Genomic DNA, 25,387 nt, shown 5'->3' on the forward strand with positions numbered 1-25,387 from the left:
CTACCACCCTCCAAGATTTACATTTTCCCAAGGCAAATGTATCGTTACACAGGTATAAGCGCCCTGAACACTATCAATCCAAAGACCATAATCCTCGCCATAATGAAGCTGCAGCCGCTTATTCACATTTTCCAAACCAAGTCCATTCTTGCTGGTAACAATCGGCGAATCCGAGTCTCCCCGCAGTGCCGCTTGCAGTCGAACTAACATCTCCGGGTCTAACCCCTCTCCATCATCTTGTATCTTAATAAGCAAGCGTTCATTCTCCACTGAAACGGTGATCTGAATACACACACTCTCGCCTGATGGTGCAGCGTGATGAACTGCATTTTCAACGATAGGCTGCATGCACATTTTAGGAATTGCATAGCGGAGCACCTCCTGCGGGAGATCTGCCGTCAACATGATGCTGCCGCCTTCCATTAAATTAATAAATTGAATATAACTTTGAATGTTGGCAAGTTCCTCGCGAAGCGCAACCGTATCGCTGCGCCACTGCATGCTGTAGCGAAGTTGCGAACCTAATGATACCAATGAATTCGCAATAGCAGGTTGTCGTTGAACCTCCGCGAGCATTCGAATAGATTCCAGTGCGTTATACAAAAAATGAGAGTTGATCTGCGAATGCAGGGAATGCAGCTGTGCGTTTTTGGCGATTAATTGTTTATCCACGACCTGTGTCATCAGACGTTGAACCTCATGTAACATTTTGTTGTAGCTCACAGCCACCTCATCGATCTCATCCCCTCTTTCGTTCTCATCTAGGCCGGTATCAATCGTTGCATCCAGTTCTCCTTTTCGTACCTGACGCATTGAAGCCAGTACGCTGTCCAGTCGTCGGAAAATGCGCCGAGTTGTATGTGATACGAGCAGCATGATGAGCAGCAGAACACATAATGTAATCGTTACCACAAATGCATACCAGCTGCGTGGCCCCTTCATCAATGCCTGATGGGAGGCGATATCGACCACATAAGTGTTTAGCGGAGCGATGTAGCGGTACAGTGCATAGTAGCTCTGATCTCCTACCTTAATTTTAACGGGACTTCCCTGTGGCAGTACATCCAGCTGGCGATGAATACCGCCAAGGATTTCGTCCAGTCCTTCACCGGCTTTTCGAGAAAACTCATGCTGGGGATTATAAACATATTGGGGAGGATCGCTTTCGTTCATCAAAACAGAAAAGAAGTCTCCCTTGCTCTCCTGGAGCAGGTCGCTGAAAAACATACTGTGCGGAACGCGAATTTCCATAATACTAGGTCGTTTTTTCTCCTGACCCTGAAGGCGAACCAGCCGGTAATAGGATAGCGTATGTTCACCATCCTTAAAAGAAAATAAGCGGTAAGCCGCACCACCTTCATCCCGAAGCTTTGCCCAGTAATCCTGCGGCCAAAATTTCTGATAATGATAGATTTCAGGCCAGATTTCATATAAGTTCGGGTTATCCACGTAAAAGCTGAGCTCACTGATCATCGCATTACTCTGAATGATATTTTGCATTTGCTCAAATTGGTTTTGCTTAAATTTCACCAGTCGTAGTCCATCCACAAGCATATTGGAATGAATAAAATCCACAAATGACTTTTGAGTGAGTGCCGTGTTGGAAGCGTTCTCAATGATATCCATTCTGCTGCGCAATTGTTCGTTTAGCCATGAAACGTGGCTGTTGCCCGCTGACATAGCGTCCTTGTATAGCTGGGTTTCCTGCATGCGAATATATAAAAAGGATACTAAAATAACGGGTATGGCAATCATCACGCTAAACGCCAGAAACAGCTTTTGGGATATACGGGCATTGCGGTAAAGTTTCCTCATTCTAGTCAGTAGGTAATTCACTCTGAAATCCGCACCACCTTTGTTATACCATATATTACAAGTTAGTCGATAGAGAGCGAGGTTGTTAGGGAATGATTATTCAGCCATCTTGGCTTTTCTCGCTTCCAGCTCGGTCTGACGGTATTCCATTACCTGATTAAAACCGTAATTCACACGACGGGCCAAGAAATTTTCGAAAATTTTATCAAAAGCAGCTTCATCTTTGGCAGTAATCAGTTCAGGCAAGACTTCTTCCCAATTCTGAGAAATACGCGACCAGGATAAGGCTATATCGGAATCTCCTACAGGATCTATTCCCTTATAGATGCCACTGTCCATATCCGCCTGTTTGTTCGCGAACTCCTCCATTTGCTTAACGGATAGCGCCTTTTCTGGTCTCCACTGGTTAACGAAGGCAGGGTTGCGCAGCATCCAGTAGGTATCCATGATACCGTATTCCTTTTCCAGACGCTCCCTATCTGAGTCAAGCAATTGGACCATTTCCGCCGTCAACTGCGGTTTGCCATCCCTCATTGCCCATGTTTCGCCTTCTTTACCCAGAAATACATCCCTTTGGCCTTCTTCACTCGCTAAATAGCTCAAAAATCGGATGGCTCGTTCAGGACTCTTGGTGGATTTACTAATCATCGTAACCATCCAACCGTCCATGTTACCAGGGAACAATCTGGCGGAATCACCTTGACTGTTTTGCGGGCCATCCACAGCGATGTAGTATGAGTTTGGATATGCACCTGCCGCCAATATCGGATTGATAGCCGCCATGCCAGTCCACTCGCGAATCATCATAAAATAACGGGAATTACTGGTTTTTTCCTCTACCTGAGCATTCGAATCTACTAGAAAATCTACATTAATCAGGCCACGCTCATAAGCTGTACGGAAGGTTTTCAACCAGGTGATATAGTCTGGGTCGGTCATACGGTCGTTAAATTTCCCGTCCTTTTCATGCGGAATAGCCAGCAGGTTTTGCAGGTACTCGGTCATCCCATAAGAGACATCCCCCTGAGCAAAGAAGGGACTGATGAGCTGACCTTTATACACAGAATACTGATCCTTTAACAATTGCAGTGCGTTCAGAAAGCCTTCCGGAGTGCTCAAATCCGGTCTTCCCATAGCCTCATACAGATCTTTTCGCACTAAGAAGGTTTGGTTCGCAGCCGTCAAACCAGTGGCCTGCATTAGGCTGGGACTGTATGAATCATTTGGAATGCCATATGTATTACCGTTTTCCTGACGATACCACTTCAATGTACCGTCCCCCGCGACCTTGAAAAAGTAAGGATCATATTGCTCCGCCAGTTCATTTAAGGCATACACCTGATCCCCTTCCCACAACTTATGAATCGCACTTTCCCACGAGCCTATTGTCATCAAATCCGGCAGCTTACCGGAAGTCATCATGAGCGCAATTTGTTCGCTTGCTTCACCCGATGGCAGTTCGAATTTGATGTTAACACCTGTTTTCTCTGTTACAATTTTGGAGGTCATGCTCTTACCCCATGTGTGCCCATACCAGTTCGCACCTACAAACCAGGTTAAATCCACAGGCGTGGTATCAAGCTTCCATGCGGGTTCATCGGGGTTCGACTTGTATTCAATCGGCTGTTGTTTAGGATGAACGGGCTGTGGGAGTGATGGATTTTCAATTTGCTCTGATTGGGAACACGCGGCCAAAACCAGCATTAAGATTATGGTCCCATAGATGACCATGCTGTGCTTAATGGAACCGGGTTTCATTCCACATCCTCCTTTCTTGACTACAGTTGTGAATTAACCTTTGCATTAATCATCCTATCACCGATTTTACTATCCTTGGATCGAAATGGAAATGCCGCTGACTACCTAAATATTGGTTTAGATAAGTTCTAACTCAGGCACGGCTATTTAAAGAGGATTATTACTCTTTAAATAAAATAAAACAAAGGCAGCTGATTACTCAGCTTCCTTTGTTTTATTGCCTTCGGGAGAGTCTTCCCGTTAGATTATAAATCTCACTCGTAAGCGCCGATATTCACAGCAGCCCCCTGTACTCTCGGTTTCCCCTCAATGTCCAGTGTTCCGATAATTGCGTTGTCCGTGTTCCCGGCATCAATCGCTGGAGATGTAGATTGAAGATGGAAATCGTATCCTGAAGCATTCACAAATTTGGGATCGATGAACAAGGAATGCGCGTCATTGCCAGTTCCCGTTTTATAAGCGGAGAATCCTGTGTAATCTTTATTTTTCCAAGTCCAGCTGGCTCCATTGCTTCCGGCAGGGGCGAAATAAAGATTATAATCCACAACGTTTCCGGAATTTTTGGTGTATTCATTGTAAATCAATACATCTGTAGAGCTGGCTACAAAAATGTTGTTCTTAATTACGTTATTTTGTGTGTCGTATTGAACGTAAAGCTGGCCGCTGCCATCGCCAAGCGTGTCATTTTTGTATACGGTATTGTTAACGATCTTACAGTTTACGGTGGAGCCGCGTTTGGTATCATACCCGCCCATCGCGATGCCAGTGAGTCGGTTGTTGTAGACTGCGTTGCTGCGAACAGTAATATTGCTGGTAGATTTACCGGCATGCTCGGACGCAATCTCGATACCGATATCATTGTTGTAGCTGTAGTTCTGTTCAATAATACTATCCTTGCCACCATCGACATAAATGCCATCGGCCGCATTACTGTTATTCGGAAGTGACTTCCCATACGAAGGATTATTGTTGGAAGTGATATTGTAGACTCTGTTGCCCTTCACGAGTCCGTTCCGTACCTGATCGTAAGTCGTATTCGGCGCTTTACCCTCATATCCGATGAGATCAATGCCAATGTTGTCGTTATCGTGGATGACATTATTCGTCACCGAGAAGGTGTCCACGTTACCGTTGAGAACCAGGGATTCGCTGGAGCCGAGCACAAGATTATACAGTTCATTACCATTAATCGTAATATCGTGAATGGATTCCGGTGCCTTTGTTCCATATACGGCGATCCCATGTGCGTCACGGCCAAGGAGATCACTGCCGGTTGGGGTGGCCGTGTTTTTGATATCATGGACTTTGTTACCAGACAAATTGATAAAGCTGCCTGATCCGTGAACATAAATGCCTACGGGCATGACGTCCTTGGTAGCTGTAGTATAATTGCGAATTTCAAATCCCTGAAGGGTAACGTAATTCACATCGGTCAGGTCAATCAACCCTTCAATCCCGCTAACCGAAAGTCCTGTACCGTCAATAATCGGAGTCTCCGTGCCATCGTTAGTGAATACAATCGGCCCCTGTGAAGCGGAGCCTGAGCGGGTGATCTTCAGCTTCTGGTTGTACACACCGCCACGAACATGCACCGTACTGCCTGCAGGAACAGCATCCGCTGCGTGCTGGAGCGTCTTCCATGGCGCGCTGCTCGTTCCCGCACTGGAGTCATTTCCGTTTGTCGCTACGTAGTAATCTGTGCCTGCTGCGGCAGCAGATGAGGACCATTCAATGCCTGAAACCAGTCCTATCCCTACCGCCATACTTAATCCCACCAGCAATGTTTTACCGAATTTCAACATATTCTCAACTCCCTTTGATCAATTTGGTTGTGTTAGATTAAAATCAGGATTTATTGTTCATGCTCAGCCTGCAAAAGAAGAACAGCCTCCATTGTCGGCAAACTCCCTGTGCCACCAATGCCAAGTGTGGACAATGCTCCACATGCATTGGCAAATCGCAGCAGTTCATCACTTCGCATCCCAAGCAAGTATCCATATATAATTCCTGCGTTGAAACAGTCTCCTGCCCCTGTCGTATCGACGGGTGTCAAAGTGTAAGATCCGGCCGATATTCTACTTTCGTCCAGTTGACGTAGTGTAGCACCTTTTGACCCTTGTTTGACCGCTACAATTCCTGCCACATCAGGAAACATGGAATCAAGCACATGGCTTACCCCAGCGGCAGGGAAAATGTGCAGCAGTTCATCCTCGCTGGGAATAAACAAATCAGTTACCGTCAGTAGTGCACTTATGCCCTCGCGGTCCCATTGATTGGATACATCCCAGCCGGTATCAAAAGACGTGCTGATTCCATCTGCCCGCAATCTTGTAAAGAGCTCTCGCCAATGAGGTCTCATTCCATCCTGCAAATAATAGGAACCAAAATGAAGATGTGAGGCCTGCTGTAGCAGGGACTCCGGGATATAATCCGGTGTTAACAATGGGATACTGCCAGCGTAAGTTAACAACCCGCGGTCATCGGGTGTGGAGAGCGACAGAGTTACACCTGTCTTGATGCCAGACAATCGGGTAACATGCTCTGTATTTACGCCCATACGCTGCAGCTCAGCTATACAGAATTTTCCGAAATCGTCATCTCCCACTACGCTAACGAATCTCACATCCGCTCCCAGGCTTGCCAGCGCACAGGCCGTAATTGCTGAAGAGGAACCAAGTACAATCTCGAAGCCATCAACCATTTTCTCCCGATTCCATTCCGGCATGACATCCGTTCCCGATACAATGACGTCTACATTTAGCTCGCCAGCAATGACAACAACGGGACTTGTTTGTTGTCTCTGCATCATTTCAATACCGGAACAAATCCCTGTTCCGCCTCATACAGTTCATCGAACATACTTCCGATCTCCTCCAGGGAGCATACAGCAGCAGTTAGTGGATCGAGCATCAGTGCATGGCGAGCCATTTCCCTGTCACTCCTCCTCACAGCTTCCACTGCCAGGTCAAAAAAAGCCATGTTCGAGCGGCACAATGCGGCCAAATGCTCGGGCAGTCTTCCAAAGCGACAAGGCTGAACGCCTTTCCTATCAACGAGACAGGCCACTTCCACCACACCATCAGCCTGCAGATTTTCAATCAGCCCCCGGTTAGGAACGTTACCATAAATGACCTTCGGCTCATTCTTCAATACTGCTTCGATAATAATGGCTGCATATTCATTACTGGATTTCAGCTCAAGCGGTGCCGTTCCCTCAAGCTGTGAAACGATCTGCTCATCATTCTCTCTCCGCCAGATCGGCCAGTTGTCAGCGTAGAATCCCGTAGCTCCGTTATAACCTGAGTTGCAGTGCTGGTCGATAAGTGATTGGCGTTTACGGTAATACGGGATATATTCCGAGAAATGGCCGCTGGATTCCGAAACGAATGCACCCAGGTATTTCATCGCATCAAAGCGGACCGGGTCCTGCCGCAGCAGTTCAGGAGTTTGTATTTTCTCCAGTAATACTGGATACAGATCTCTCCCGGCGTGGGACAGCTCCACGAACCAGGACATGTGGTTAATACCTCCGGCTTTCCATGACATCTCTTCATATGGAACTCCTGCATATTCAGCCAGTTGAGCCGACGTGTTCTGGATAGAGTGGCATAGTCCCACCACCGGAATATCCGTAATGCGGGAAGTCAGGAGTGTAACCGCCGACATCGGGTTGGTATAGTTTAGAATGATGCAGTCTGGGCAGAGCGCTTCGATATCCCGCACAATCTCCATCCAGCTGGGAAGGGTACGGAGTGTCTTGAACAGTCCCCCTGGTCCCAGCGTATCGCCAATGCACTGCTTTACCCCATATTTCAGCGGAATTTCATATTCATAACGAACCGTCTCCAGCCCGCCTACTTCAATTTGATTAATCACGAACTGTGAACCGCCGATGACCTCTCTGCGATTTGTAGAGGCAATCACCTCCCACGTCTTCCCTGTCTGTTCCACGATCTGAAGCACCAGCCTGCGTGCCAACTCAAGCCGCCGCTCGTCAATATCAACCAGGGCAATAGTTCCACCCTCCAAGCCTTCAATCAGCAGGATATCCATAGCGATCTCTCGTGTAAATGCACTGCCTGCTCCGATAATTGAGATTTTAGTCATAACTCTTCTCCTCACCCGTTATTTCATGCCCGTCATAGCTAGGCCTTTAATAAATTGCTTCTGGAAGATCAGGAACATTATAATAACCGGTATTGTAATCAATACCGCAGCTGACATGACGACGTTGTAATTGACCTGGTGCGTTCCGTTAAAATAGACCAATGCCAGCGGAACGGTCATCTTGCTCTCATCATTTAATACAATCAGTGGCCACAGATAGTTATTCCAGGAGTTCATAAACGTGAATATTCCCAACGCTGACAGCATCGGCAGAATAAGCGGCATGACGATGCGAAGCATCAGCCTGAATTCGCCAGAACCGTCCATCCTTGCTGCCTCCAGCAGCTCCTGTGGAATCTCTTCTATGAATTGTTTAGCCAGAAATACGCCGTAGGAGCTAACCAGATTGGGCAAAATAATCGCCAGCAAATGGTTAACCAGTCCAAGCTCAGCCGTGATCAGATACGTGGGAATCATAATAACCTGAAAGGGAATCATCATGGTTGCCAGGATCAGAATGAACAGCAGTTTCTTACCTCTAAACTGATGCTTGGCAAAGACATATCCGGCTAGAGCGCTTGTAAACAAGGTCACCACCGTTATGATGACGGAAGTCATCAGACTGTTCAGCAGCCACGTGACAAACGGCGCCTCGCTAAAAACCGTTCGGTATCCGTCCAGACTCGGCTTACTTGGTAAAAAACCGGCGGAACCTGAGACGATGTCCATGTTACTTTTCAGAGATGAAAGTACCATCCAGACATAAGGCAAAAGCATAACACAAGCTATAACTGCAAGAACTGCGATAGTAAACCCTTCCCACAGGCTGAATTTACGCGGCATCGGATTCTACTCCCCTCTCCTCTTAATGTTCCCATTGCGTGCGTCCCCACCGAAGTTGCAGCAGCGTCACAAGCAAGATGATCATTAGAAATACGGTTGCCATAGCAGATGCGTACCCCATATTGGAGCTGGAGAAGGCCTGTTCATAGATTTGCAGTGACAGCACTCGTGTTTCGTTGAAGGGTCCGCCCTTGGTCATAATCTGAAATTGTGGGAAGGCCTGAAAATAGGAAACAACTGTCGTGATGGAAACAAACAGCAACGTTCTGCGCAGCAATGGCAGTGTGATGTGAAGAAAGACATGCCATCGGCCCGCCCCCTCCAGCGTCGCTGCTTCATAGTACATATCCGGGATAGAATCCAGTCCAGCAATGAAAAGAACGATATTATAGCCAATATCAGCCCACAAGGTCATCATAATGACGGAGTAGAGCGCATAATGCGGATCACTGAGCCACTGGATCGGCGCCATATTCATCTTGGCGAGAATCATGTTGAACAAGCCGTCATTGTAATTGAACATGGTATTCCAGACGATGGCCGTTCCCGCCAGCGGAGCGATCGTGGGAAGAAAGAATATAGTCCGAAAGCCATTTTTAAGCCACGGGATGCGGACTCGCTGAATCGCTGAAGCAATCAAAAGCGTAATGACAATGTTGATCAATACGGCGATAAATACAAATTTGAAGGTTACCCACAGTGACTTCAGAAAGATGGAGTCCTGGAACATGCGAATATAGTTTTCCGCCCCCACGAATATCGCGTTTGAGCTGAGCGGGTCATACTTGAATGCGGATAAGCCCAGGCTCCATGCGATGGGAAGGAAAGCAAACACCCCGAACAGAAGCAAGATCGGTACGAGTGAGATGATGATGAACCTTCGTTTTGCCCTGTAAGCTGTTGACTTTACCGCTGGGTTAACCTTGTCCGCCTTGTTGGTAGATATAGCAGTACTCATGCCCCAGCACCCCTATCACTTATGTTGATCCTGATTATCATTGATCGTCTGTTCAATGTTCGCTAACCCGTCCTGGACACTCTGCTGTCCACTAGCCATCAGCTGGAAATTGTCGTTAACCTGCTTGAAGAAGAAATCCCGGTCTGCTATAGGGCCGATCCATTGACCTAACGCCAATATGTCCAGCGAAGGCTTTAGATGAGGATTGTTCTTCAGGAATTCCGGGTTTTCGGCAATTTCTTTTTTGGCTGGTACGGTAAAGGTATCCGTATTCCATGTCGAGAGGTTGTCCTTCTCCGAGATGAATTGGATGAAATCAAGCGCAGCCTCCTGCTGTTTGCTTTTCTTGGATACCGCAAGACCCCAACCGGATTCGGCAGCAAAAACGGGTGGATTTTCCGTAAAGGAAGGCACGGAAACGTATTCAAAATCATCAACCTTATAGTTGTTCTGTCCCGCAGCAATCGTCCAGGGACCGCGATAGGTCATGGCTGATTTCCCCTGAAAAAAATAGTCAGAGGTATCCAGCTCACCGCCGAACGTGGTTAAATCCGCAACTTTGTCATCGGCCACGAGCGAGACCAAGGTGGACATCGCTTTCTCCGCCTCCGGTGAGTGGAAATTAACATGTTCGTCTTCACCCATAAAACTTGCACCTTGCTGCAAAATAAGGGATAAGAAAGTAAACGTAATATTGTCTGCTGATACAAAATCGAAACCTTTGACTTTGATGACATTGTTCTCACGGACAGTCAATTTTCTGGCGTAATCCACAAGCTCTGTCCAGTTGGACGGTGCGTGATCGAAGCCTTGGTCTTTGAGCATTTGCGGGTGAATCAACATGCCGCCGTTCTCAATGTTGTATTCAAGTGGCAGCCCGTATAACTTGTTGTCTCGCAAATATCCCCCAAGGGGAGCATCATAGTACTCTTTTTTTACATTTTCACTATCAGGGATTTCGACAAGCAGATCGTTCTTGGAATATTCGGGCACCCACGTGCCGAAAAATTCGGCAATATCGGGTGGTTTCTTCGCGGAGAATGAGGCTTTCAGCTTCTGGCTGTATACATCATATGGAAAGGTCTGATACTCGATCGTTATATCGGGGTGTAAGGTCTGGTATTTGGATATTAATTTCTTGTATGCGCCCACAATGGCATCTTCCTGATGACTCCAAAAGACCAGATTCACCTTACCTTGCGGGTCTGCGGATGTATCGCCGCCTGAAGAGGAGGAGCTGGAACAGCCCGCTTCAGCGAATACAACACAAACCATCGCAATGATCAGCATAAACTTGGAAAAATGCATTCGCATATCCTCCCTTGTCCTGCAAATTAGCCAGCATATGAAGGGAAGGGCGTTTGAGTATTACGCGTATTTAAATAGAAGCAATGTGGTCTGTAGTTGTATGTATCGCAATCTGATGCTCCTGGCACGCCTGCTCAAACCATCCCTCCGGCTGTTTATTCGTAATTACCCCTGTCACCTGAGTTAAGGGAGCAATCGTAAACAAAGCACTTTTCTCAATCTTGCTTTGATCGAATACAGCATAAACTTCGCTGGAACGTTCCATTGTTAATTGGGCAATACGAGCTTCAAGCTCGGAATGCATCGTAAAGCCAAAATTCTGCGTTACTCCGTCCACCCCGAGAAACATTTTCGTAATGTTAATTTTGTCGATCACACTTTCTGCCAGCGGACCGCATAACTCGTAGCTTTTAGACCGCATAACGCCGCCAATGACCACAACCTGAATATCTTCGGCATCAGCCAATTCATAAGCAATATTCACCGCGTTGGTGACAATCGTAATATTACGATGCTTTTTGAGTGCTTTCGCAATAAAGAACGTCGTTGTACCGCCCGTCAGGCAGATAATGTCTCCCTCTTTAACAAGGGCAGCGGCCGTGGCAGCGATCCGTTCCTTATCCATCCGTCGGAAATCGCGTTTTGCTGCAAATGGTAGCTCCGATACCGCCGACGTCAGGCCCCCTTCATATATGGCTCCCCCATTTGTTCGAATAATTTCGCCCGCTTTTTCAAGTGCGTCCAAGTCACGTCTTGCGGTTGCTTCCGAGCAGCCAACCGTCTGGACAATCTCTTGCAGCGATATTTTTCCATGCGATTTAATCAGTTCCAATGTTTGTGCTCTGCGCAGTTCACCCTTTGAATATTGCATAAGTCTCTCCTTTAATATGTCTGGGCCTGCATGATATCCGTTAACTTCAGCCCGTGCTAGCTCTATTGTGTAGGATGAAAGGATGGATTGCAATATGTCGACGTGAACTGCATCCCATAAGAAAAGTATCTCTCTAACGGTTATTCATGAGGGATATGAAGCTGATTTTCAAAACCTTCAACCATCATAAAGGTATAATTTGCACCTGATGTTCGTACTCCTCAAACAGAACATAGTCGATGTCACCTGCTTTAGAAGACATTGCATTCGTAGCAGCAGCCGCGACAGCCGTACGCAGTCTGGACTCATCCGAATCGCCGCGCTCTCCTGCATATGCCATGCCGGCAACAAAGGCGTCTCCGCAACCTACCGTATTCACAGGCTGAATGGTTGGCGGCTTCACCATATATGCTTTTCCGTTTAAAATAGCCAGAGCACCGTCACTGCCGAGTGTTATGCACACCTCATCAATGTCTTGATCCGCCAACCTGTGCGCTGCACGGGCCCATTCGCTCACGTTTCTTGGCTTCTGCCCCAGCCATTCGGCCAGCTCCTGCTCATTCGGCTTCACGAAATGGGGTGTTGCACTCAGCCCAATGGTGAAACTTGTTCCACCTGTATCCAGAAAGGCTCGCGCGCCTGCTGAACGAACAATACAAATCAGTTCTGCGTACAATGTGTCCGGTGCACCTGGGGGCAAGCTTCCAGACATAATAACTGCACTAGACTGGATGGCGAGCTCCTGTACTTTTTTCTTGATCGCTTCAACTTCAGCTTCTGACATATTTGGACCCTGCCCAAGCAGCTCGGTAGAGCTACCACTGGAATCATCCACAATGTTGAGGCAGACTCGTGAGTCTCCCGCTGATTGGATAAAAGCAGTCCGTATCCCTCGTTCAGTCAGATTTCTCTCAATAAATACACCGTTATTGCCGGCAATAATGCCTGTAGCTGTGACTTCACCGCCGAGCTGCCGGATCACCTTGGCTACGTTATTGCCTTTGCCGCCCGGCTCATTAACCTGTCTTGTCACCCGATGCATTTGACCTACGCCAAACTTGTCAACGTATAATGTCCGGTCGATGGCCGCATGGAGTGTGACCGTGGTAATCATCGGACTACGCCGGCTTTGCCAGTGCTTCCACATAACCGTATTTTCTCCATGGCAAGCCGTTTAACTGCTTCCTTCGCCGGAGCCATGTATTTACGTGGATCATTCTCTTCTGGATGGATTAAAAATACATCTTTGATAGCTTCGGAAAAAGCAATACGCAGCTCTGTGGCTATATTTACCTTGGACATCCCAAGTGCAACCGCCCGATGAATCTGTTCAGCTGGTATGCCCGAACCACCGTGCAGCACCAAAGGAACCGATACTCGATTCGCAATGGTTTCAATTCGTTCAAAATCTATGTTCGGCTGTCCCTTATAAATACCGTGTGCGGTACCGATTGCTGGAGCCAGTGTAGTTACACCAGTACGTTCAACAAACTGCACGCAATCTTCCGGATCTGCTAGGGAAGCATGCTGTTCCTCGACGACAATATCGTCCTCAACGCCGCCAACCTTACCAAGCTCAGCCTCCACGTTTACGCCAGATGCCTGAGCAACCTCCATCACTTTACGGGTTAGGTTCACATTTTCTTCAAAAGGATACATGGATGCATCGATCATAACGGAGGTATAACCTGCTCGTATGCATCGGATAATCGTTGAAAAATCAGTGCAGTGATCCAAATGAAGTGCGATGGGGATATCCGTCAAGTCCGCTGCGGTTTTAGCCGCATGAGCAATGTAATCTGGTCCCAAGTGGTTGACTGTGCCCACCGTGGTTTGAATAATGAGCGGTGATTCGGTTTCTACAGCCGCTTCAACGACAGCCTGAAGCATTTCCAGGGTATGAACGTTAAATGCAGCGATGGCGTATTGATCCCTGCGAGCTGTTTGCAGCATTTCAGTGGACGAGATCAGTGGCATATCCATTCCCCCTTTTAAGGTTTCGTCGTTACATAGCGACGATTTGAACGATCCTGCACCTCCCTTCACGGGTCAGATGAGTATGGGAAACATTTGATGATTTCTAGCTTGTGATCATAATAATCTTTTTATTTGATTAAATCAATCATTATTTTGGAAAACTATTGCAATTTACAGGGATATAAAGGCATAATTATGATTATCACAATCATTTAACTATATATTTGATCGAAAAGATCACAAACTGAAGCTATCAATCTAAATCATTCCCGGGAGGTATTTTTATGAGTTTGACGTATCTTGAAGTAAAAGAACAATATAAGGCCCTACAGCAGACCTACAACTATTTACTGGCCAAGCGCACGGAATTTACTGCCTTTGTCCAAGCTCAAGCGATTACCTCCGTAACCTTTGTTGGCGCCGGGTCCAGCTATTGCTTGAGCGAAGCGGCCGCTTTTTCCTTCCGTTTGCGTGCTGGCCTGCCTGCAATGTCACTTGCCGCTGGTGATCTCATGCTCCATGCAGAACGCTATCGTCCCATGCTGGAGGGTAGCCTGATCATAGCGCCGTCACGATCTGGCAGTACGAGTGAGGTCGTTGAAGCATTGCGTTTACTTCAGTCCGATCAACGTATTCCATTATTAACGATTTCTTGTGTAACGGGCTCGCCGTTATCCAAAAACGCTGATTTCCCTCTGGAACTGCCCTGGGCTTTTGACCATAGCGTTTGCCAGACCCGCACAGTAACCAATCTGTATGCAGCCAATCTGCTGCTTGCCGCTTTTCTTGCTGGTGATGAGGAGCTGATTATCGATATGCAGGAAGCGATTCATCAAGGTGAAGCCTACATGGCATGTGTAGAGGACAGCATCCGCCGTGTCTCCAACTTCAATTGGACGAATACAGTCCTGCTTGCAGACGGTGAACTACAAGGCCTGGCAGCCGAGGGTGCCATCGCTTTGACCGAAATTGCCAAGACACAAGCCCACGCATACCATCTTCTTGACGTTCGGCACGGCCCGATGGTCACCGTGGGTTCGGATACTTTAGTGATTGCTGCCTTGTCGGACAGCGGTATTGAGCATCAACGCAATCTGTTGAGGGATATTAAGGAGCGTGGAGCCACCATTATTACATTTGCCGATCGGGCGATGGGCATCCCGCAGGAGTTCATCGACCTTGAAATCACAACTAGTCATCCGCTTAATACAGCGGTGCGGGGTATTCCTTTCATCTTCATCTCGCAAATCGCTGCTTTGGCTAATGCCGAACGCCATGGTATTAACCCGGATCAGCCCGATGGGCTGGTGGCCTGGGTCAAGCTATAAAAGATAGCTTTGTTCTTTCAATTGGCTTGGAAGGTTGGAAAAGGGGAATTTCAGAGGGAGATTCAAAGACTTCTATTCAGCAGAATAGAAGTCTTTTACTTGAAGGTCAAAAATCAATTTCATGCGTCCCGTGAGATAATTAGGCAAACATTTGATATGAATGATATAACGCTAGAATGATGATTTGGTACATAATAAACCTATAAGAAGGAGGGCTTTAACATGGAAAAAGTAATACTTAACAATGGTGTGGAGATGCCCATTATGGGTTTTGGTGTTTATCAAATTGCAGATCAAAATGAATGCGAACAAAGCGTTTACGATGCCATTATGGCAGGATATCGCCTGATTGATACAGCTGCCTCATATCTAAACGAAGAAGCCGTTGGTCGAGCCATTAAACGAAGTGGTGTCCCAAGAGAAGAATTATTTATTACTACAAAGCTTTGGGTTCAGGATACTGGATATGAAAACACTAAAAAAGCATTCCAAAAATCTCTGGATCGATTGCAATTGGATGTGTTGGATCTGTATTTAATTCATCAGCCTTTTGGCGATGTGTACGGCTCTTGGCGCGCTATGGAGGAATTGTATCGTGAAGGAAAGGTCCGTGCTATTGGAGTTAGCAACTTCCAGATGGATCGTCTGATCGATTTAATCATTCATAATGAGGTAGTTCCTGCGGTAAACCAGGTTGAAACACACCCTTTCAATCAACAAATCGAAAGTGCTGCTTTTATGAAAGAAAATAATGTTCAGATTCAATCCTGGGCGCCTTTTGCTGAAGGAAGAAATGATCTTTTCCAGAATGATGTATTGCTATCCATTGCGAAAAAGGTGAATAAATCTGTTGCACAGGTCGTTTTACGCTGGTTGACACAAAGAGAAGTCGTTGTCATTCCGAAGTCTGTTCGTAAAGAGAGAATTGTTGAGAACTTCAATATCTTTGACTTTGAATTAAGCCAAAATGATATGGAATCAATTACTGCATTAGATACGAAGCAAAGTCTGTTCTTTTCTCATAACGACCCAGAAATGGTGAAGTGGCTCGGTACACGTAAACTTGAAATCTGACCCTTTCTATCGATAAAAAAGTCGCCATTTCTGGCGACTTTTTGTGTTCATGCCCTATTGAACTGTTTACTACAATCCAATAAACATATTTCTACTGAACGGTCCCCAATTTCCTCCAGTGAATCCGGATCTCCCCTCCAAATTGACAAAGCATGGAAGCAAAATATAAAGAACACCCATAGTCGCGTTAACATTGAAGGTTATAACAAATCTCGTTTTGGAATTATTAATAGGAGCGATCATCCCCCGATCAGCACGAATCGAATTTTCTTTGCCGATGGCTTCTCCCATTCCTAGACTGGCTATATCTGATGGACTAGCCATATTACTTCTTATCCAATAGTTCGATATGTTTGTTGCGGATGCTAAATCCGCTGGTTGATCGTACGTCACTACAATCTGATTGGATGCGACTTGCCTAACCTCCACAACTACAGGATGAGGAGTCATAGCTTCCCTTTCTCTCCCGCCCACGTTCTCGATCCAATAAGGATGTGATGTATTCGAATGATGATTAATTGACATAAGATTAAAACCTCCATGACTGACTTCAATAGTCATTTGTCCTGAGATAATGTATGTAGGTGAATGACCAATGGTGTCTTACAATGCACCCCAGATCACAGCCAGCCATAGCTTCAAATCCTCAGCACTCAAATGCTATTAAGCTTTTATCTCACGTACAGTCACAAAAAAATACACTTCACACAATGATAAAGTGTCTGAGTGTATTTTTTATGGTCAACCTATTATTCTAGTATTATAAATCCGTTGGTGAGTATATTGAATGATATTATTTATTTAGAATAGGTATTTCCCTAGCAGGTTCTTCAAGTTGATTGAATCCCATGGCATATGCTCGGTAATACCCAATCCCACAACATCTGTTTCTTCCGACAATTCTTTGAGCAGATGAAGGAGCTGAGGAATTTGCAAGCTTCCCGCAGGAGAGTACGTATAAGGGCCTTCAGGATTAGCGAATAATAACGAGCGAAAAGCCTTAGGATCAAGCACATCTAGATCCAGGTGAATAGCCAGATGTTTAATGCCGCTTTCTTTGATCCACTGTTTGATGGATGCTGTACTTTTCGTTAATTCTTTGACTCCGGCAGTTTTAATGCCAAGTCTTTGAATCATTTCAGTATCTGATTCTGCAGTCGTTATACCTAATCGTTTAAAAGCTTCTGAGATCACTTCGTCTTCCTGTTCTGTAGGTGTTGCCAACCCCGCGATAAAGACATTTTCAGGTTTTAGAGGGATTTTTACATGTTTTGCAAACTCTTCATCCCCTTCTCCCAAAAGATTACCCAGAGGTAGCGTATGTCCGTTATCATAACCCGCGTAACCAACCAAATCACTGTGCGCATCGATCCAGATCAAGCCTAATTCTCCATTATACCTTTCGTTTAAATAGGCAAACGGAGCTTGTTCGACCAAGCAGTCTCCACCAAACATAACGATGCGGTCAGGCTTGTGAGCATGAATAATATGCTGTGCTGCTTCCAATTGTTCAATGAGCTGTTTTCTCCCATTTACACCATTCTCGTTTTCCAGTGGAGTTCCATCATATGCTTGTACAGGAACTTGGATCAGGGGTTGATCATTATCAGGAGCCAGCCAGGCAAGCAGTTCCGCCCCAAAAGAGTAGTTAGGATTATTTCCCCCTTGCCATTGAGGCATTAACAGACGTATTGTTTTTTGATTCAAGTTTTTCTCTCCTTTACTTCAAAGTAAGGTTAGTATAAACTGAACGCAAATCAAAAAGTAGTACGCACTATTATGACAGGTACTACCCGAAAGGATAGCATAAATATGAGCATGGCTGAATATCAAGGTAAGGTTAAACATATTCAAGATACGCCTTTTGGCTATACATTGTCTGTCATTGGCGGCAAATGGAAGATGGTCATTATTTATCTTTTGGCAGAAAACCAACCGGTACGCTTTAATGAACTGAAAAGACAAATTGGAGCGATTACGTTTAAAACACTGAGTTCACAACTAAAAGAATTAGAAGCGGATGGTATGGTCGAACGGAAAGAGTATCCACAAGTCCCGCCTAAAGTCGAGTACAGACTGACCGATAAAGCGGAAACGTTATTGCCTGTTCTGGAAGGTTTATGTGAGTGGGGAGTACAAAATCAAAGTGAAAGAGATGTGTTGGAGGATGATTAACTTTAGAAATAAAACCTATCGCTGTACCTCGGAAATTGTCATGAGCTTACTTAGCGGTAAATGGAAAATTTCTATACTCAATCACTTAACTAAAGGTCCCATTCGGTTTAATGAACTTCAGCGACTTCTTCCGGACGCAACTCAACGCATGATTACAATGCAGCTCAGAATGCTTGAAAGCGACGGCCTGATTATTCGCAAGGTCTATCCGGTTGCACCGCCAAAAGTAGAATATTATTTGTCCGATCTGGGCGAGGAACTGGCCCCCATGCTACAGATGTTGTGCAAGTTTGGTACGACTTATATCGAGAAATTCCCCGACGAAGTATCTTGCGACAATGATGACTCTCGCCGCGACATCGCTAATGTAAATTAAAGTAGTCGTAATTAGACGGCAGCAGCTCTGTACGAGTACGCTGCCGTCGTCATATCATCTGTCACGAATGGTTTATAGCATTACAACACCAAAAATTGCGTTCCATACCCCTTCCCAGAAACCAAAGCTGCTTCCAGCTCCTCTTGATCTCCTTTGTCCACTAACACCACATTTTCGGGATACAGCTTGCCTAACAAAGCCCACTGTACAAGTTCATTTCCGCCTGTTGGTATGATATGGACTCCATTATCCGTATTTGTCACCAATCCGGAATGCGACAGAATGTCTGCTACCTGATGAATGCTGGTCGATGTTCGCTTCACAGTAGCATCCTTGGAATGGTTGTTCTTTTCAGGCCGATATGAAAATCGATGTCCCCTGAAGAGCTGACCGAGATCCACACTAGATTCTACACTAGATGATACATGACCTTCCCTCTCCAGTCTGAAACGCAAGGTCGTTCGATCTGAATCTGTATTCGGAAGCAGCCGTGCGATGGATGGAAGATCACTATGATTCTCTGAAATGTGAAAGTGATCCTTGCTGCCAGGTATACCCGTTCCTGCTTCGTCGCGTGGTGCAGCATAATAATCGTCATATTCATATTCGAAAGAGATGGCAACTAAATCTTTTGTATCTTCAGTCTCAATGGTTTGTACCGGATGCCACTTCAGAAGATAACGTGCAGCCGTACCAGCCGACTCTCCCAAGCCAGCGGGCAACACAGTTCCCAAAGGATATTGAAAGCCGTAACCAGCAGAGGTCAAACTCGAGCTAAGCACACTCTGTGCATATTGAACAATCGCCTTGTGAGTTAATTCCTTCCCGAGCAATTGAGTTAAAAAGACCTTACGGGCAGGCTCCAGAAAACGTAATCCTTTGAATTGCGTGTGTTCCATGACTTCAAACGGTACTTGTTCCCAATTGGCAAAGGGAAGTAATGCATCCCGCAGCAATACAAATTGGTGCAAGTATTCATTATATAACTGCATAACTCTTGGTCCCCCAGCGGGACCCCAAACCTGAGCAATAGCTTCCGGTATCAGGGTATGACCATAGCAATGACTTCTAAATTCCAGCTCTCCTAGGGTTTCCGGTCCATATTGCGCCAGTGCCCTCTTTTCAGAATTAATCTCTCGTGCCCAGAGAACCAATTGTTCACCGATACGTGCCGCCTGTGCCGTAACTTCAACACCTGCCTTATCCTTCAAAGCCAAAGGTCCAAGCGGTAGTGATGAAAGATCACCGGAGATCGCCAAATTGGCCTGAAGGCTGTCCAATAACACCGAAGGATTACCGTCTATCGGTTCGCCCAGCTGAACCAGTATCGCCTCAAGCAGTTTATCCAGCTCTATGACGACCTCTTTTGCTCTATATATGCCATTAGGCAATTTCCAATCCAAAGCCGCATTCTCTCCTGGTCTAATTGAATCCTGTGGATATGTGCCAATGAGAGACTCCACATCTATTGCGTTTCCCCATACGATCCGTTTATCTTTCAAGTGAAGTTGATACGCTGGCATTTTTCCCACCCCTTCAGTACGATTTTTATATTGAACGACAATTCAATTTGCCCTTCGAATGTTAGATTATCAGGTGCCCTGATCGTTGAATAGTACGCACTTTTTTGTATGATCCGATCATTTTTGTGTGGTAGGATACTTTTTGATCCTGCAAAATAAAGGGTCGATTTGTACGACAAACAATGCATCACCTTTCCGATCCTGTGCATTAGAATGAAATACAAGCATTTCAAAAAGAGATGCCCCGGCTAATCTGCATTAGCGCGGGCATCTCTTTATGTTCAACGACCTACTTTGCAGCATATAGGGCCGTCTTAAACTATTTGGGTACTTTACAACGTTTCGACTATTCTCCGCGAACAACACGAAACCCCTGATCCAGACCAAAACCATTTGCATCGAATTTGCCTCGAAAAGCGATCTCGTTATTGTTGACACCACCGATCCAGCCCCCGCCTTTTATTACCCGAAATGAAGCCATTTGGCTCTCAGCATCGCTGTACCAGTCCCAGCACCATTCTCTTACATTGCCAGACATATCGTAGATACCAAGCTCGTTGGGCTGTTGAGTACCAATCGATTTGGTTTGGTTTTTGTTGCTCTCTATGGCAGGCCAGTTCCAGTCTCCAGTTAAGATTTTGTCCCCGGCGTTCTTCCAATACCATGCGACTTTGTCGGCGTTGTCGCTGCCGCTGTATGTGTAATTCTTGCTATCCTGACCTCCGCTTGCGGCATATTCCCATTCCGCTTCTGTAGGCAGTCGGTAACCATTAGTTCCCTCATTAATGGTTACTATCCATTTAATATTATCGTTCTCATTCTTATTATTCAGGTCTTGGGTATCCTTATCGATGTTGTAATGCGGCTTCAAGCCCTCTTGTATACTTCTTAGATTGCAATACTCTATCGCATCATACCAACTCACCATTTCTACCGGTAATTGATCTCCTTTGAATTCGGAGGGGTTATTTCCCATGACATTTTCCCACTCTTTTTGAGTTACCTCATATTTTCCGATATAAAAGTTCGAAAGGGTCGCATTTCTTCCAGAAAAATTGGACTTGTTACTCTTAAACATTCCACCTTGCACGAATACAAGGTTATCCTTCGGTTCGGGTTTATCCTGCGAGCAGGCAGTAATTCCTAGCATTGTTGCTATTAAAAAGAACATTAATAGCTTTCTCATTGAACAATCTCCTTTAAGCGAATGGAAAATAAAAAATGGCCTATGATACCTATCATTTCGTATCCGGCAACGTCGAAGGCCATTTGTCTGACTTAAACGGCCTTCAACATATCCGGACTGAAAGTAGAACTGAGGAAAAGGCATTGAGCCTGTCCTTAATGTATAAAAATCTTTTTTACTTACGTTAAATGGGGTTGCTTACCGTGGATTACTTACCACACCGTTACGTTGGAACTTCCGCTGCTTTGATATCCTTCTGTCGCTAACACCTGGTATGACCAACTGCTACCCAGATTCATTCCTTTACTTGCCCATGCGTTCACATGGTTGCTGAATGTAATAGCGGAGTTAACCCCGGTCGCTCTCTTCGATTGTCTTACGCTCCAGCACTGGGCAAAGGTTTGTGTACCGTCAATGGAAGGTGCATTGTATCGCATCGTTGTATAGATGTCATAGGTTCCTCCATCACTGTTGACAGTACCTTTAAACGTTCCGGTTGGTCGGTATGTGCCCCAACTATCTACAACGTAATATTCAATAAGTGCATTTCTTGTCCACCCGTAAAGTGTCAAATATCCATTACCGGATGGAGACCAAACCCCAGCATTATAGTTAATTGTCCGGTTTGGAGATCCAACATTCCAGCCTTTACCAACAACAAAGTTCCCCGTATTCTGCGATGTCACACTGTAATTGCCGCCTGATCCATTCACGGCATTGACCGTACCGCCGCCATCGGTCCAATTCTGCCAATAATCTGTCGCTGCACTTGAGGTTGCTGCAAACACGCCAAAACTCATGGAAGCCGCAAGAATGACCGTCATCATTTTTTTGCTAAATTTAAACATACTCTACCTCCCAATATGATTGTATTTGCCCTATCGACTGCTTTCGTCTGATTCTCGGTTGAAGTTTTCAATTACCATTTGATGCAATTATTTTTTTTACTTTCACCTCCTTTCTGACTAAATTATAGAATGATAGCGGTTACATAAAAACCTGACAAATTAAAGATTAATCTCTAATATGTTTAGATCTATATCTGCTTTCCTTCTAAAAATCGACTTGTACCTATAAGAAAACAAATATGCAAAAAGCCGCCCAGAAGGGCGGCTGTGAAAGTGATGCTGAGGATATTAGTGCTGGATAGACTACACATTAATAAATTATTTTAGCAATACAGACCAGTCCGGGTCTTTGTACCTTTTATCCACTACACGTCTTACCAGGATAAGTTCCTCCGGAATGTCGTCTAACCCCATAATCCGATATTCATAAGGCTGCTGCGTATCGCGATTCCCCATACTAATAAATCCCTCTCTCCAATTATTAGAAAGCGTATTTTTTAAGGTTGAAATCCCCCACTTACTAACGTCATACTGCTTGCCTGATGAATCGTATGCTTTCCATTCTTCATTGTTTATTTCGTTATCCATTTCCCCGTAGAACGATACGGCTGTTTCAAATGTGGCATCAGGGTTTTGTGAGTCCTCAAGCGACGTCCCAACCAACTCTATGCGGTCTGTTAATATTTGAAAAGATTTGGGTTCTATCAGCTCCGATGGCCTAAAGGAAATTCTGCTACCGTCTGTTTCCGCGACCGAGTAACCATCCAAAATAAAACGATATGGTTCATGCTCTGGCAAGTACTTGAAAATATAACTCCAACGAATCTTCCCGTCTCCAATGACTGCATAATCAGTAGACATCAGACTAACCATGTCACCATTCTTTCTCGAATTTACCGAATGAATTTCTTCATTCTCTTTAGTTTCAAAGTGAAAGCTCAACATCTGCTTTTCCCATAAATCACCGGGTGACCTTGCCATTGCAGCATCATTAAGTTCAGTCTCCAGTTCAAAACGGACTCCTTGTACCATTCTCGTTAACCTCTTTAAAGTGACTGTCATTCCGTGTGGCGTTGTGTAGCTACCTGATAATTCTTCTATCTTCGTTTGCTGGTTAGCCTCTCTCATATCTATATCAAAGCTAAAGTTCCATTCTCCTTCAATGGAAGGCTCGTTTCTGTTGCCAAGCGTCCCAATATTCCCTTCTATCGTAATCTTGTCTGTCTCCAATGGCTCATTGAAGAAAGCAACCATATAATAAAAATCATTTGTGTACCCCATATCGTACATGGTGTCCAAGTCTTTACCGTTAGCATCTTTGATTGTAATGTTGTTCAGATCTCCAAGGAGTAACTTATAGCGATCGTGCTTACCTTTTTTATCAAAGAGTTGAAGAGCCATCGTCACTCGGGTAGGGTCTGCAACTGCTTCATCAATTACCAGCGTATAACCTTTGTCCTTGACTTTAATGTGAGGATTATGCACTAGTCCCAATTCTTGTGCCCGCAAAAGTCCAATATCCGGGTTATCCTTGGCAAATAAAGACCGGATCATCTCACCAAATGTTGGTACGGAATAAATCGAAACCGCTCCTAGGATGAAAAAGAGGGCTAAAGCTGCTGCTGCCCATCTCCATTTTTTATGGGGATATTTCTTTTTTACCTTCTGCTCCGAAATGGAGGAAAGTGCGTTCTCCATAGCAAGTTGTACTGTATCAGGAATGATCAGGTCTTTTCTTTTAGCATTTATTAATTGCTTGATCTCACGGTCAACCGGATCATGAAAATTCATATCTGCCCTCTCCTTCCTCTAGAACGAGCTCTGATAATTGTCGTCTGGCCCTGAATAACCTTGACTTTACTGTTCCTTCAGAAACTTCAAGCACTCTAGCTATTTCCTTGACCGATAAGTCCTCGATATAAAAAAGTGTCACGATGGTTTGAAGCTGTTCATCCAATTCGTCAATTACCTCAAACAGCTCAATTTGTTCAAAATCCCCCTTATAAGATGTCTTTCTCATATCATAAGGGACAAGGGATACTCGCTTTTTTTTCTTAATAATCCGATTACACTCATTGATTAAAATCCGAATGATCCAAGTTTTAAAATAAGTTGGCTCTTTCAGTGTATGTACATTAGAAAAAGCTTTAGCAATGGTCTCCTGTATTGCATCTGCACAATCTTCATCCGTTTTAACGATTGATCTTCCTATAACAAATAGGCTTTGTTGAACAGCACGTATTAAAAATACAAAAGCTTCCTTATCTCCTTGTCTTGCAAGTTCGGCTTTTTCTGATAAATCCACCAATGCTCCCCCTTTCCTTCATTCCTTCTATTCATTAGATCATCCTATACTTGGTTTGGTTCACAAGAAAACACTAATCTTTTTTTTTCAATTCTACCCCCGTATCTTTTTACGAAGTTGATTCGTTTACAAAGAGATACTATTTCTTTCTACGGAGGACTAATATTATGGAAATTTCAAAGGGAGTCGAAATGCTCCATCTAGACTATCATGGGAATGTGATACACCCTATTCTTTTAAAGGATCAAGAAATGACTATTCTAATAGACACTGGTTTTCCAGGTCAATTTGAGGATTTACGTGTGGCAATGGAGAAGGCTGGCGTTTCAATAGACCAATTAAATGCAGTTATTTTGACCCATCAGGATGTCGATCATATAGGGAATCTACCGGAGATTTTACAGACGCGTGGCAACGCTGTTTATGTATATGCACACGAATTGGATAAGCCGTACATCCAAGGAGAACTGCCTCTGATAAAAGATGGTCACCTGGAGAATCCCCCGAAGGGCACAGTAAACCATACTTTAATAGATGGTCAGGAACTGCCGTTTTGCGGCGGGATTCGCGTTATTCACACGCCTGGACACACACCCGGTCATATCAGTCTTTATTTGAAGGAAAGTAAAACTCTCATTGCCGGGGATTCCATGTACAGTGTAGAAGGTATACTTGGTGGAATTCACGCCCCGACTACACCGGATATGAACGCAGCAAAGCTCTCGTTGAGAAAATATGCAGATTTCGATATTACATCTGTCATTTGTTACCACGGGGGATTAAGTAATGTAAATGTGAAAGATCAGATAGCAGCACTCAACCAAGATTAAATTTTCAATATACACTATCGGTGAGTATTATTCAGTTATTTTAAAACCAGACTGCTCATTTTGCTGTCATTATAAATCATAAAGACGCTTCTTCAGGTGCTCGCC

At 45.0% G+C, this 25,387-nt stretch carries 22 protein-coding genes and 1 pseudogene; 5 read left to right on the forward strand and 18 right to left on the reverse strand.

The genetic code is table 11. The annotated features are described in order from the left end of the window. The 11 genes from A6049_RS12705 to fba form a co-directional block, all read right to left on the reverse strand. Positions 1-1,836: a sensor histidine kinase gene (locus A6049_RS12705; protein ID WP_145921922.1), complete on the reverse strand. Its 1,836-nt coding sequence runs from the start codon at positions 1,834-1,836 to the stop codon at positions 1-3. A gap of 75 nt (positions 1,837-1,911) precedes the next feature. Continuing rightward, on the reverse strand, positions 1,912-3,573 hold the full coding sequence (locus A6049_RS12710; protein ID WP_063565008.1) for an extracellular solute-binding protein: 1,662 nt from the start codon (positions 3,571-3,573) through the stop codon (positions 1,912-1,914). Positions 3,574-3,827: 254 nt separating this feature from the next. Next, a complete protein-coding gene (locus tag A6049_RS12715) occupies positions 3,828-5,375 on the reverse strand; it encodes a right-handed parallel beta-helix repeat-containing protein (RefSeq protein WP_063565009.1) in 1,548 nt (515 codons plus the stop codon). Positions 5,376-5,425: 50 nt separating this feature from the next. Next, positions 5,426-6,382 carry a carbohydrate kinase family protein gene (locus A6049_RS12720; protein WP_063565010.1) on the reverse strand — a complete coding sequence of 319 codons (957 nt, stop codon included), beginning with the start codon at positions 6,380-6,382 and terminating at the stop codon, positions 5,426-5,428. Further along, on the reverse strand, positions 6,379-7,680 hold the full coding sequence (melA, locus tag A6049_RS12725; RefSeq protein WP_063565011.1) for an alpha-galactosidase: 1,302 nt from the start codon (positions 7,678-7,680) through the stop codon (positions 6,379-6,381). Before melA ends, A6049_RS12720 begins: the two co-directional genes overlap by 4 nt. An 18-nt stretch (positions 7,681-7,698) precedes the next feature. Continuing rightward, entirely contained in the window at positions 7,699-8,523 is an 825-nt protein-coding gene (locus tag A6049_RS12730; RefSeq protein ID WP_063565012.1) for a carbohydrate ABC transporter permease, read from the reverse strand. Positions 8,524-8,545: 22 nt separating this feature from the next. Next, positions 8,546-9,481: a carbohydrate ABC transporter permease gene (locus A6049_RS12735; protein ID WP_063565013.1), complete on the reverse strand. Its 936-nt coding sequence runs from the start codon at positions 9,479-9,481 to the stop codon at positions 8,546-8,548. A 15-nt stretch (positions 9,482-9,496) separates the two neighbouring features. Then, on the reverse strand, positions 9,497-10,789 hold the full coding sequence (locus tag A6049_RS12740; protein ID WP_063565014.1) for an ABC transporter substrate-binding protein: 1,293 nt from the start codon (positions 10,787-10,789) through the stop codon (positions 9,497-9,499). A gap of 70 nt (positions 10,790-10,859) precedes the next feature. Next, a complete protein-coding gene (locus A6049_RS12745) occupies positions 10,860-11,660 on the reverse strand; it encodes a DeoR/GlpR family DNA-binding transcription regulator (protein WP_063565015.1) in 801 nt (266 codons plus the stop codon). A 184-nt stretch (positions 11,661-11,844) separates the two neighbouring features. Then, entirely contained in the window at positions 11,845-12,807 is a 963-nt protein-coding gene (locus tag A6049_RS12750; protein ID WP_090807496.1) for a 1-phosphofructokinase family hexose kinase, read from the reverse strand. Then, positions 12,771-13,637 carry a class II fructose-1,6-bisphosphate aldolase gene (gene fba / locus A6049_RS12755; protein WP_063565016.1) on the reverse strand — a complete coding sequence of 289 codons (867 nt, stop codon included), beginning with the start codon at positions 13,635-13,637 and terminating at the stop codon, positions 12,771-12,773. Before fba ends, A6049_RS12750 begins: the two co-directional genes overlap by 37 nt. 284 nt (positions 13,638-13,921) lie before the next feature. Here fba and A6049_RS12760 point away from each other — a divergent pair, with 284 nt between their 5' ends. Further along, a complete protein-coding gene (locus A6049_RS12760) occupies positions 13,922-14,965 on the forward strand; it encodes an SIS domain-containing protein (protein ID WP_063565017.1) in 1,044 nt (347 codons plus the stop codon). A gap of 222 nt (positions 14,966-15,187) precedes the next feature. Next, positions 15,188-16,039: an aldo/keto reductase gene (locus tag A6049_RS12765; protein ID WP_063565018.1), complete on the forward strand. Its 852-nt coding sequence runs from the start codon at positions 15,188-15,190 to the stop codon at positions 16,037-16,039. A 69-nt stretch (positions 16,040-16,108) separates the two neighbouring features. On the opposite strand, the gene A6049_RS12770 is transcribed toward A6049_RS12765, so the two are convergent. After that, entirely contained in the window at positions 16,109-16,564 is a 456-nt protein-coding gene (locus tag A6049_RS12770; protein ID WP_306291819.1) for a hypothetical protein, read from the reverse strand. A gap of 268 nt (positions 16,565-16,832) precedes the next feature. Beyond that, a pseudogene (locus A6049_RS12775) lies at positions 16,833-17,746 on the reverse strand (arginase family protein). A gap of 105 nt (positions 17,747-17,851) precedes the next feature. Here A6049_RS12775 and A6049_RS12780 point away from each other — a divergent pair. Beyond that, on the forward strand, positions 17,852-18,214 hold the full coding sequence (locus A6049_RS12780; RefSeq protein WP_063565019.1) for a winged helix-turn-helix transcriptional regulator: 363 nt from the start codon (positions 17,852-17,854) through the stop codon (positions 18,212-18,214). Beyond that, on the forward strand, positions 18,207-18,590 hold the full coding sequence (locus A6049_RS12785) for a winged helix-turn-helix transcriptional regulator (RefSeq protein ID WP_063565020.1): 384 nt from the start codon (positions 18,207-18,209) through the stop codon (positions 18,588-18,590). Before A6049_RS12780 ends, A6049_RS12785 begins: the two co-directional genes overlap by 8 nt. An 80-nt stretch (positions 18,591-18,670) precedes the next feature. Here the strand turns inward: A6049_RS12785 and A6049_RS12790 are convergent, their stop codons facing one another. The 5 genes from A6049_RS12790 to A6049_RS12810 all read right to left on the reverse strand — a co-directional run bounded on the left by A6049_RS12790 (position 18,671) and on the right by A6049_RS12810 (position 24,452). Continuing rightward, positions 18,671-20,113 (reverse strand): hypothetical protein, encoded by a 1,443-nt coding sequence (locus A6049_RS12790; RefSeq protein ID WP_063565021.1) that lies wholly within the window; start codon positions 20,111-20,113, stop codon positions 18,671-18,673. A gap of 346 nt (positions 20,114-20,459) precedes the next feature. Further along, positions 20,460-21,299 carry a formylglycine-generating enzyme family protein gene (locus tag A6049_RS12795; RefSeq protein WP_063565022.1) on the reverse strand — a complete coding sequence of 280 codons (840 nt, stop codon included), beginning with the start codon at positions 21,297-21,299 and terminating at the stop codon, positions 20,460-20,462. Between the two features lie 212 nt (positions 21,300-21,511). Beyond that, positions 21,512-22,147: a glycoside hydrolase family 11 protein gene (locus tag A6049_RS12800; protein WP_063565023.1), complete on the reverse strand. Its 636-nt coding sequence runs from the start codon at positions 22,145-22,147 to the stop codon at positions 21,512-21,514. Positions 22,148-22,465: 318 nt separating this feature from the next. Beyond that, complete coding sequence (locus A6049_RS12805; RefSeq protein ID WP_063565024.1) at positions 22,466-23,938, reverse strand: DUF4179 domain-containing protein; 1,473 nt, start codon at positions 23,936-23,938, stop codon at positions 22,466-22,468. Next, positions 23,925-24,452 (reverse strand): sigma-70 family RNA polymerase sigma factor, encoded by a 528-nt coding sequence (locus A6049_RS12810; protein ID WP_063565025.1) that lies wholly within the window; start codon positions 24,450-24,452, stop codon positions 23,925-23,927. The genes A6049_RS12805 and A6049_RS12810 overlap by 14 nt, the downstream gene beginning before the upstream one ends. 167 nt (positions 24,453-24,619) lie before the next feature. On the opposite strand from A6049_RS12810, the gene A6049_RS12815 reads away from it, so the two are divergent. Next, positions 24,620-25,282, forward strand: a complete 663-nt coding sequence (locus A6049_RS12815; protein ID WP_063565026.1) for an MBL fold metallo-hydrolase — start codon at positions 24,620-24,622, stop codon at positions 25,280-25,282. Positions 25,283-25,387 lie beyond the last annotated feature (105 nt).

Origin of the sequence: Paenibacillus sp. O199, from assembly GCF_001636635.1 — a bacterium.
In the GTDB taxonomy this organism is placed as follows: Bacteria; Bacillota; Bacilli; order Paenibacillales; family Paenibacillaceae; genus Paenibacillus; species Paenibacillus marchantiae.

Bases quoted from the DNA above. Each gene is read 5' to 3' on its own strand.
- A6049_RS12740 (WP_063565014.1), bottom strand. From the start codon at position 10,789: ATGCATTTTTCCAAGTTTATGCTGATCATTGCGATGGTTTGTGTTGTA.
- A6049_RS12745 (WP_063565015.1), bottom strand. From the start codon at position 11,660: ATGCAATATTCAAAGGGTGAACTGCGCAGAGCACAAACATTGGAACTG.
- A6049_RS12715 (WP_063565009.1), bottom strand. From the start codon at position 5,375: ATGTTGAAATTCGGTAAAACATTGCTGGTGGGATTAAGTATGGCGGTA.
- A6049_RS12800 (WP_063565023.1), bottom strand. From the start codon at position 22,147: ATGTTTAAATTTAGCAAAAAAATGATGACGGTCATTCTTGCGGCTTCC.
- A6049_RS12760 (WP_063565017.1), top strand. From the start codon at position 13,922: ATGAGTTTGACGTATCTTGAAGTAAAAGAACAATATAAGGCCCTACAG.
- A6049_RS12710 (WP_063565008.1), bottom strand. From the start codon at position 3,573: ATGAAACCCGGTTCCATTAAGCACAGCATGGTCATCTATGGGACCATA.
- A6049_RS12805 (WP_063565024.1), bottom strand. From the start codon at position 23,938: ATGAATTTTCATGATCCGGTTGACCGTGAGATCAAGCAATTAATAAAT.
- A6049_RS12750 (WP_090807496.1), bottom strand. From the start codon at position 12,807: ATGTGGAAGCACTGGCAAAGCCGGCGTAGTCCGATGATTACCACGGTC.
- A6049_RS12785 (WP_063565020.1), top strand. From the start codon at position 18,207: ATGATTAACTTTAGAAATAAAACCTATCGCTGTACCTCGGAAATTGTC.
- A6049_RS12815 (WP_063565026.1), top strand. From the start codon at position 24,620: ATGGAAATTTCAAAGGGAGTCGAAATGCTCCATCTAGACTATCATGGG.
- A6049_RS12735 (WP_063565013.1), bottom strand. From the start codon at position 9,481: ATGAGTACTGCTATATCTACCAACAAGGCGGACAAGGTTAACCCAGCG.
- A6049_RS12730 (WP_063565012.1), bottom strand. From the start codon at position 8,523: ATGCCGCGTAAATTCAGCCTGTGGGAAGGGTTTACTATCGCAGTTCTT.
- A6049_RS12790 (WP_063565021.1), bottom strand. From the start codon at position 20,113: ATGCCAGCGTATCAACTTCACTTGAAAGATAAACGGATCGTATGGGGA.
- A6049_RS12720 (WP_063565010.1), bottom strand. From the start codon at position 6,382: ATGATGCAGAGACAACAAACAAGTCCCGTTGTTGTCATTGCTGGCGAG.
- A6049_RS12795 (WP_063565022.1), bottom strand. From the start codon at position 21,299: ATGAGAAAGCTATTAATGTTCTTTTTAATAGCAACAATGCTAGGAATT.
- A6049_RS12765 (WP_063565018.1), top strand. From the start codon at position 15,188: ATGGAAAAAGTAATACTTAACAATGGTGTGGAGATGCCCATTATGGGT.
- A6049_RS12770 (WP_306291819.1), bottom strand. From the start codon at position 16,564: ATGTCAATTAATCATCATTCGAATACATCACATCCTTATTGGATCGAG.
- fba (WP_063565016.1), bottom strand. From the start codon at position 13,637: ATGCCACTGATCTCGTCCACTGAAATGCTGCAAACAGCTCGCAGGGAT.
- A6049_RS12780 (WP_063565019.1), top strand. From the start codon at position 17,852: ATGAGCATGGCTGAATATCAAGGTAAGGTTAAACATATTCAAGATACG.
- melA (WP_063565011.1), bottom strand. From the start codon at position 7,680: ATGACTAAAATCTCAATTATCGGAGCAGGCAGTGCATTTACACGAGAG.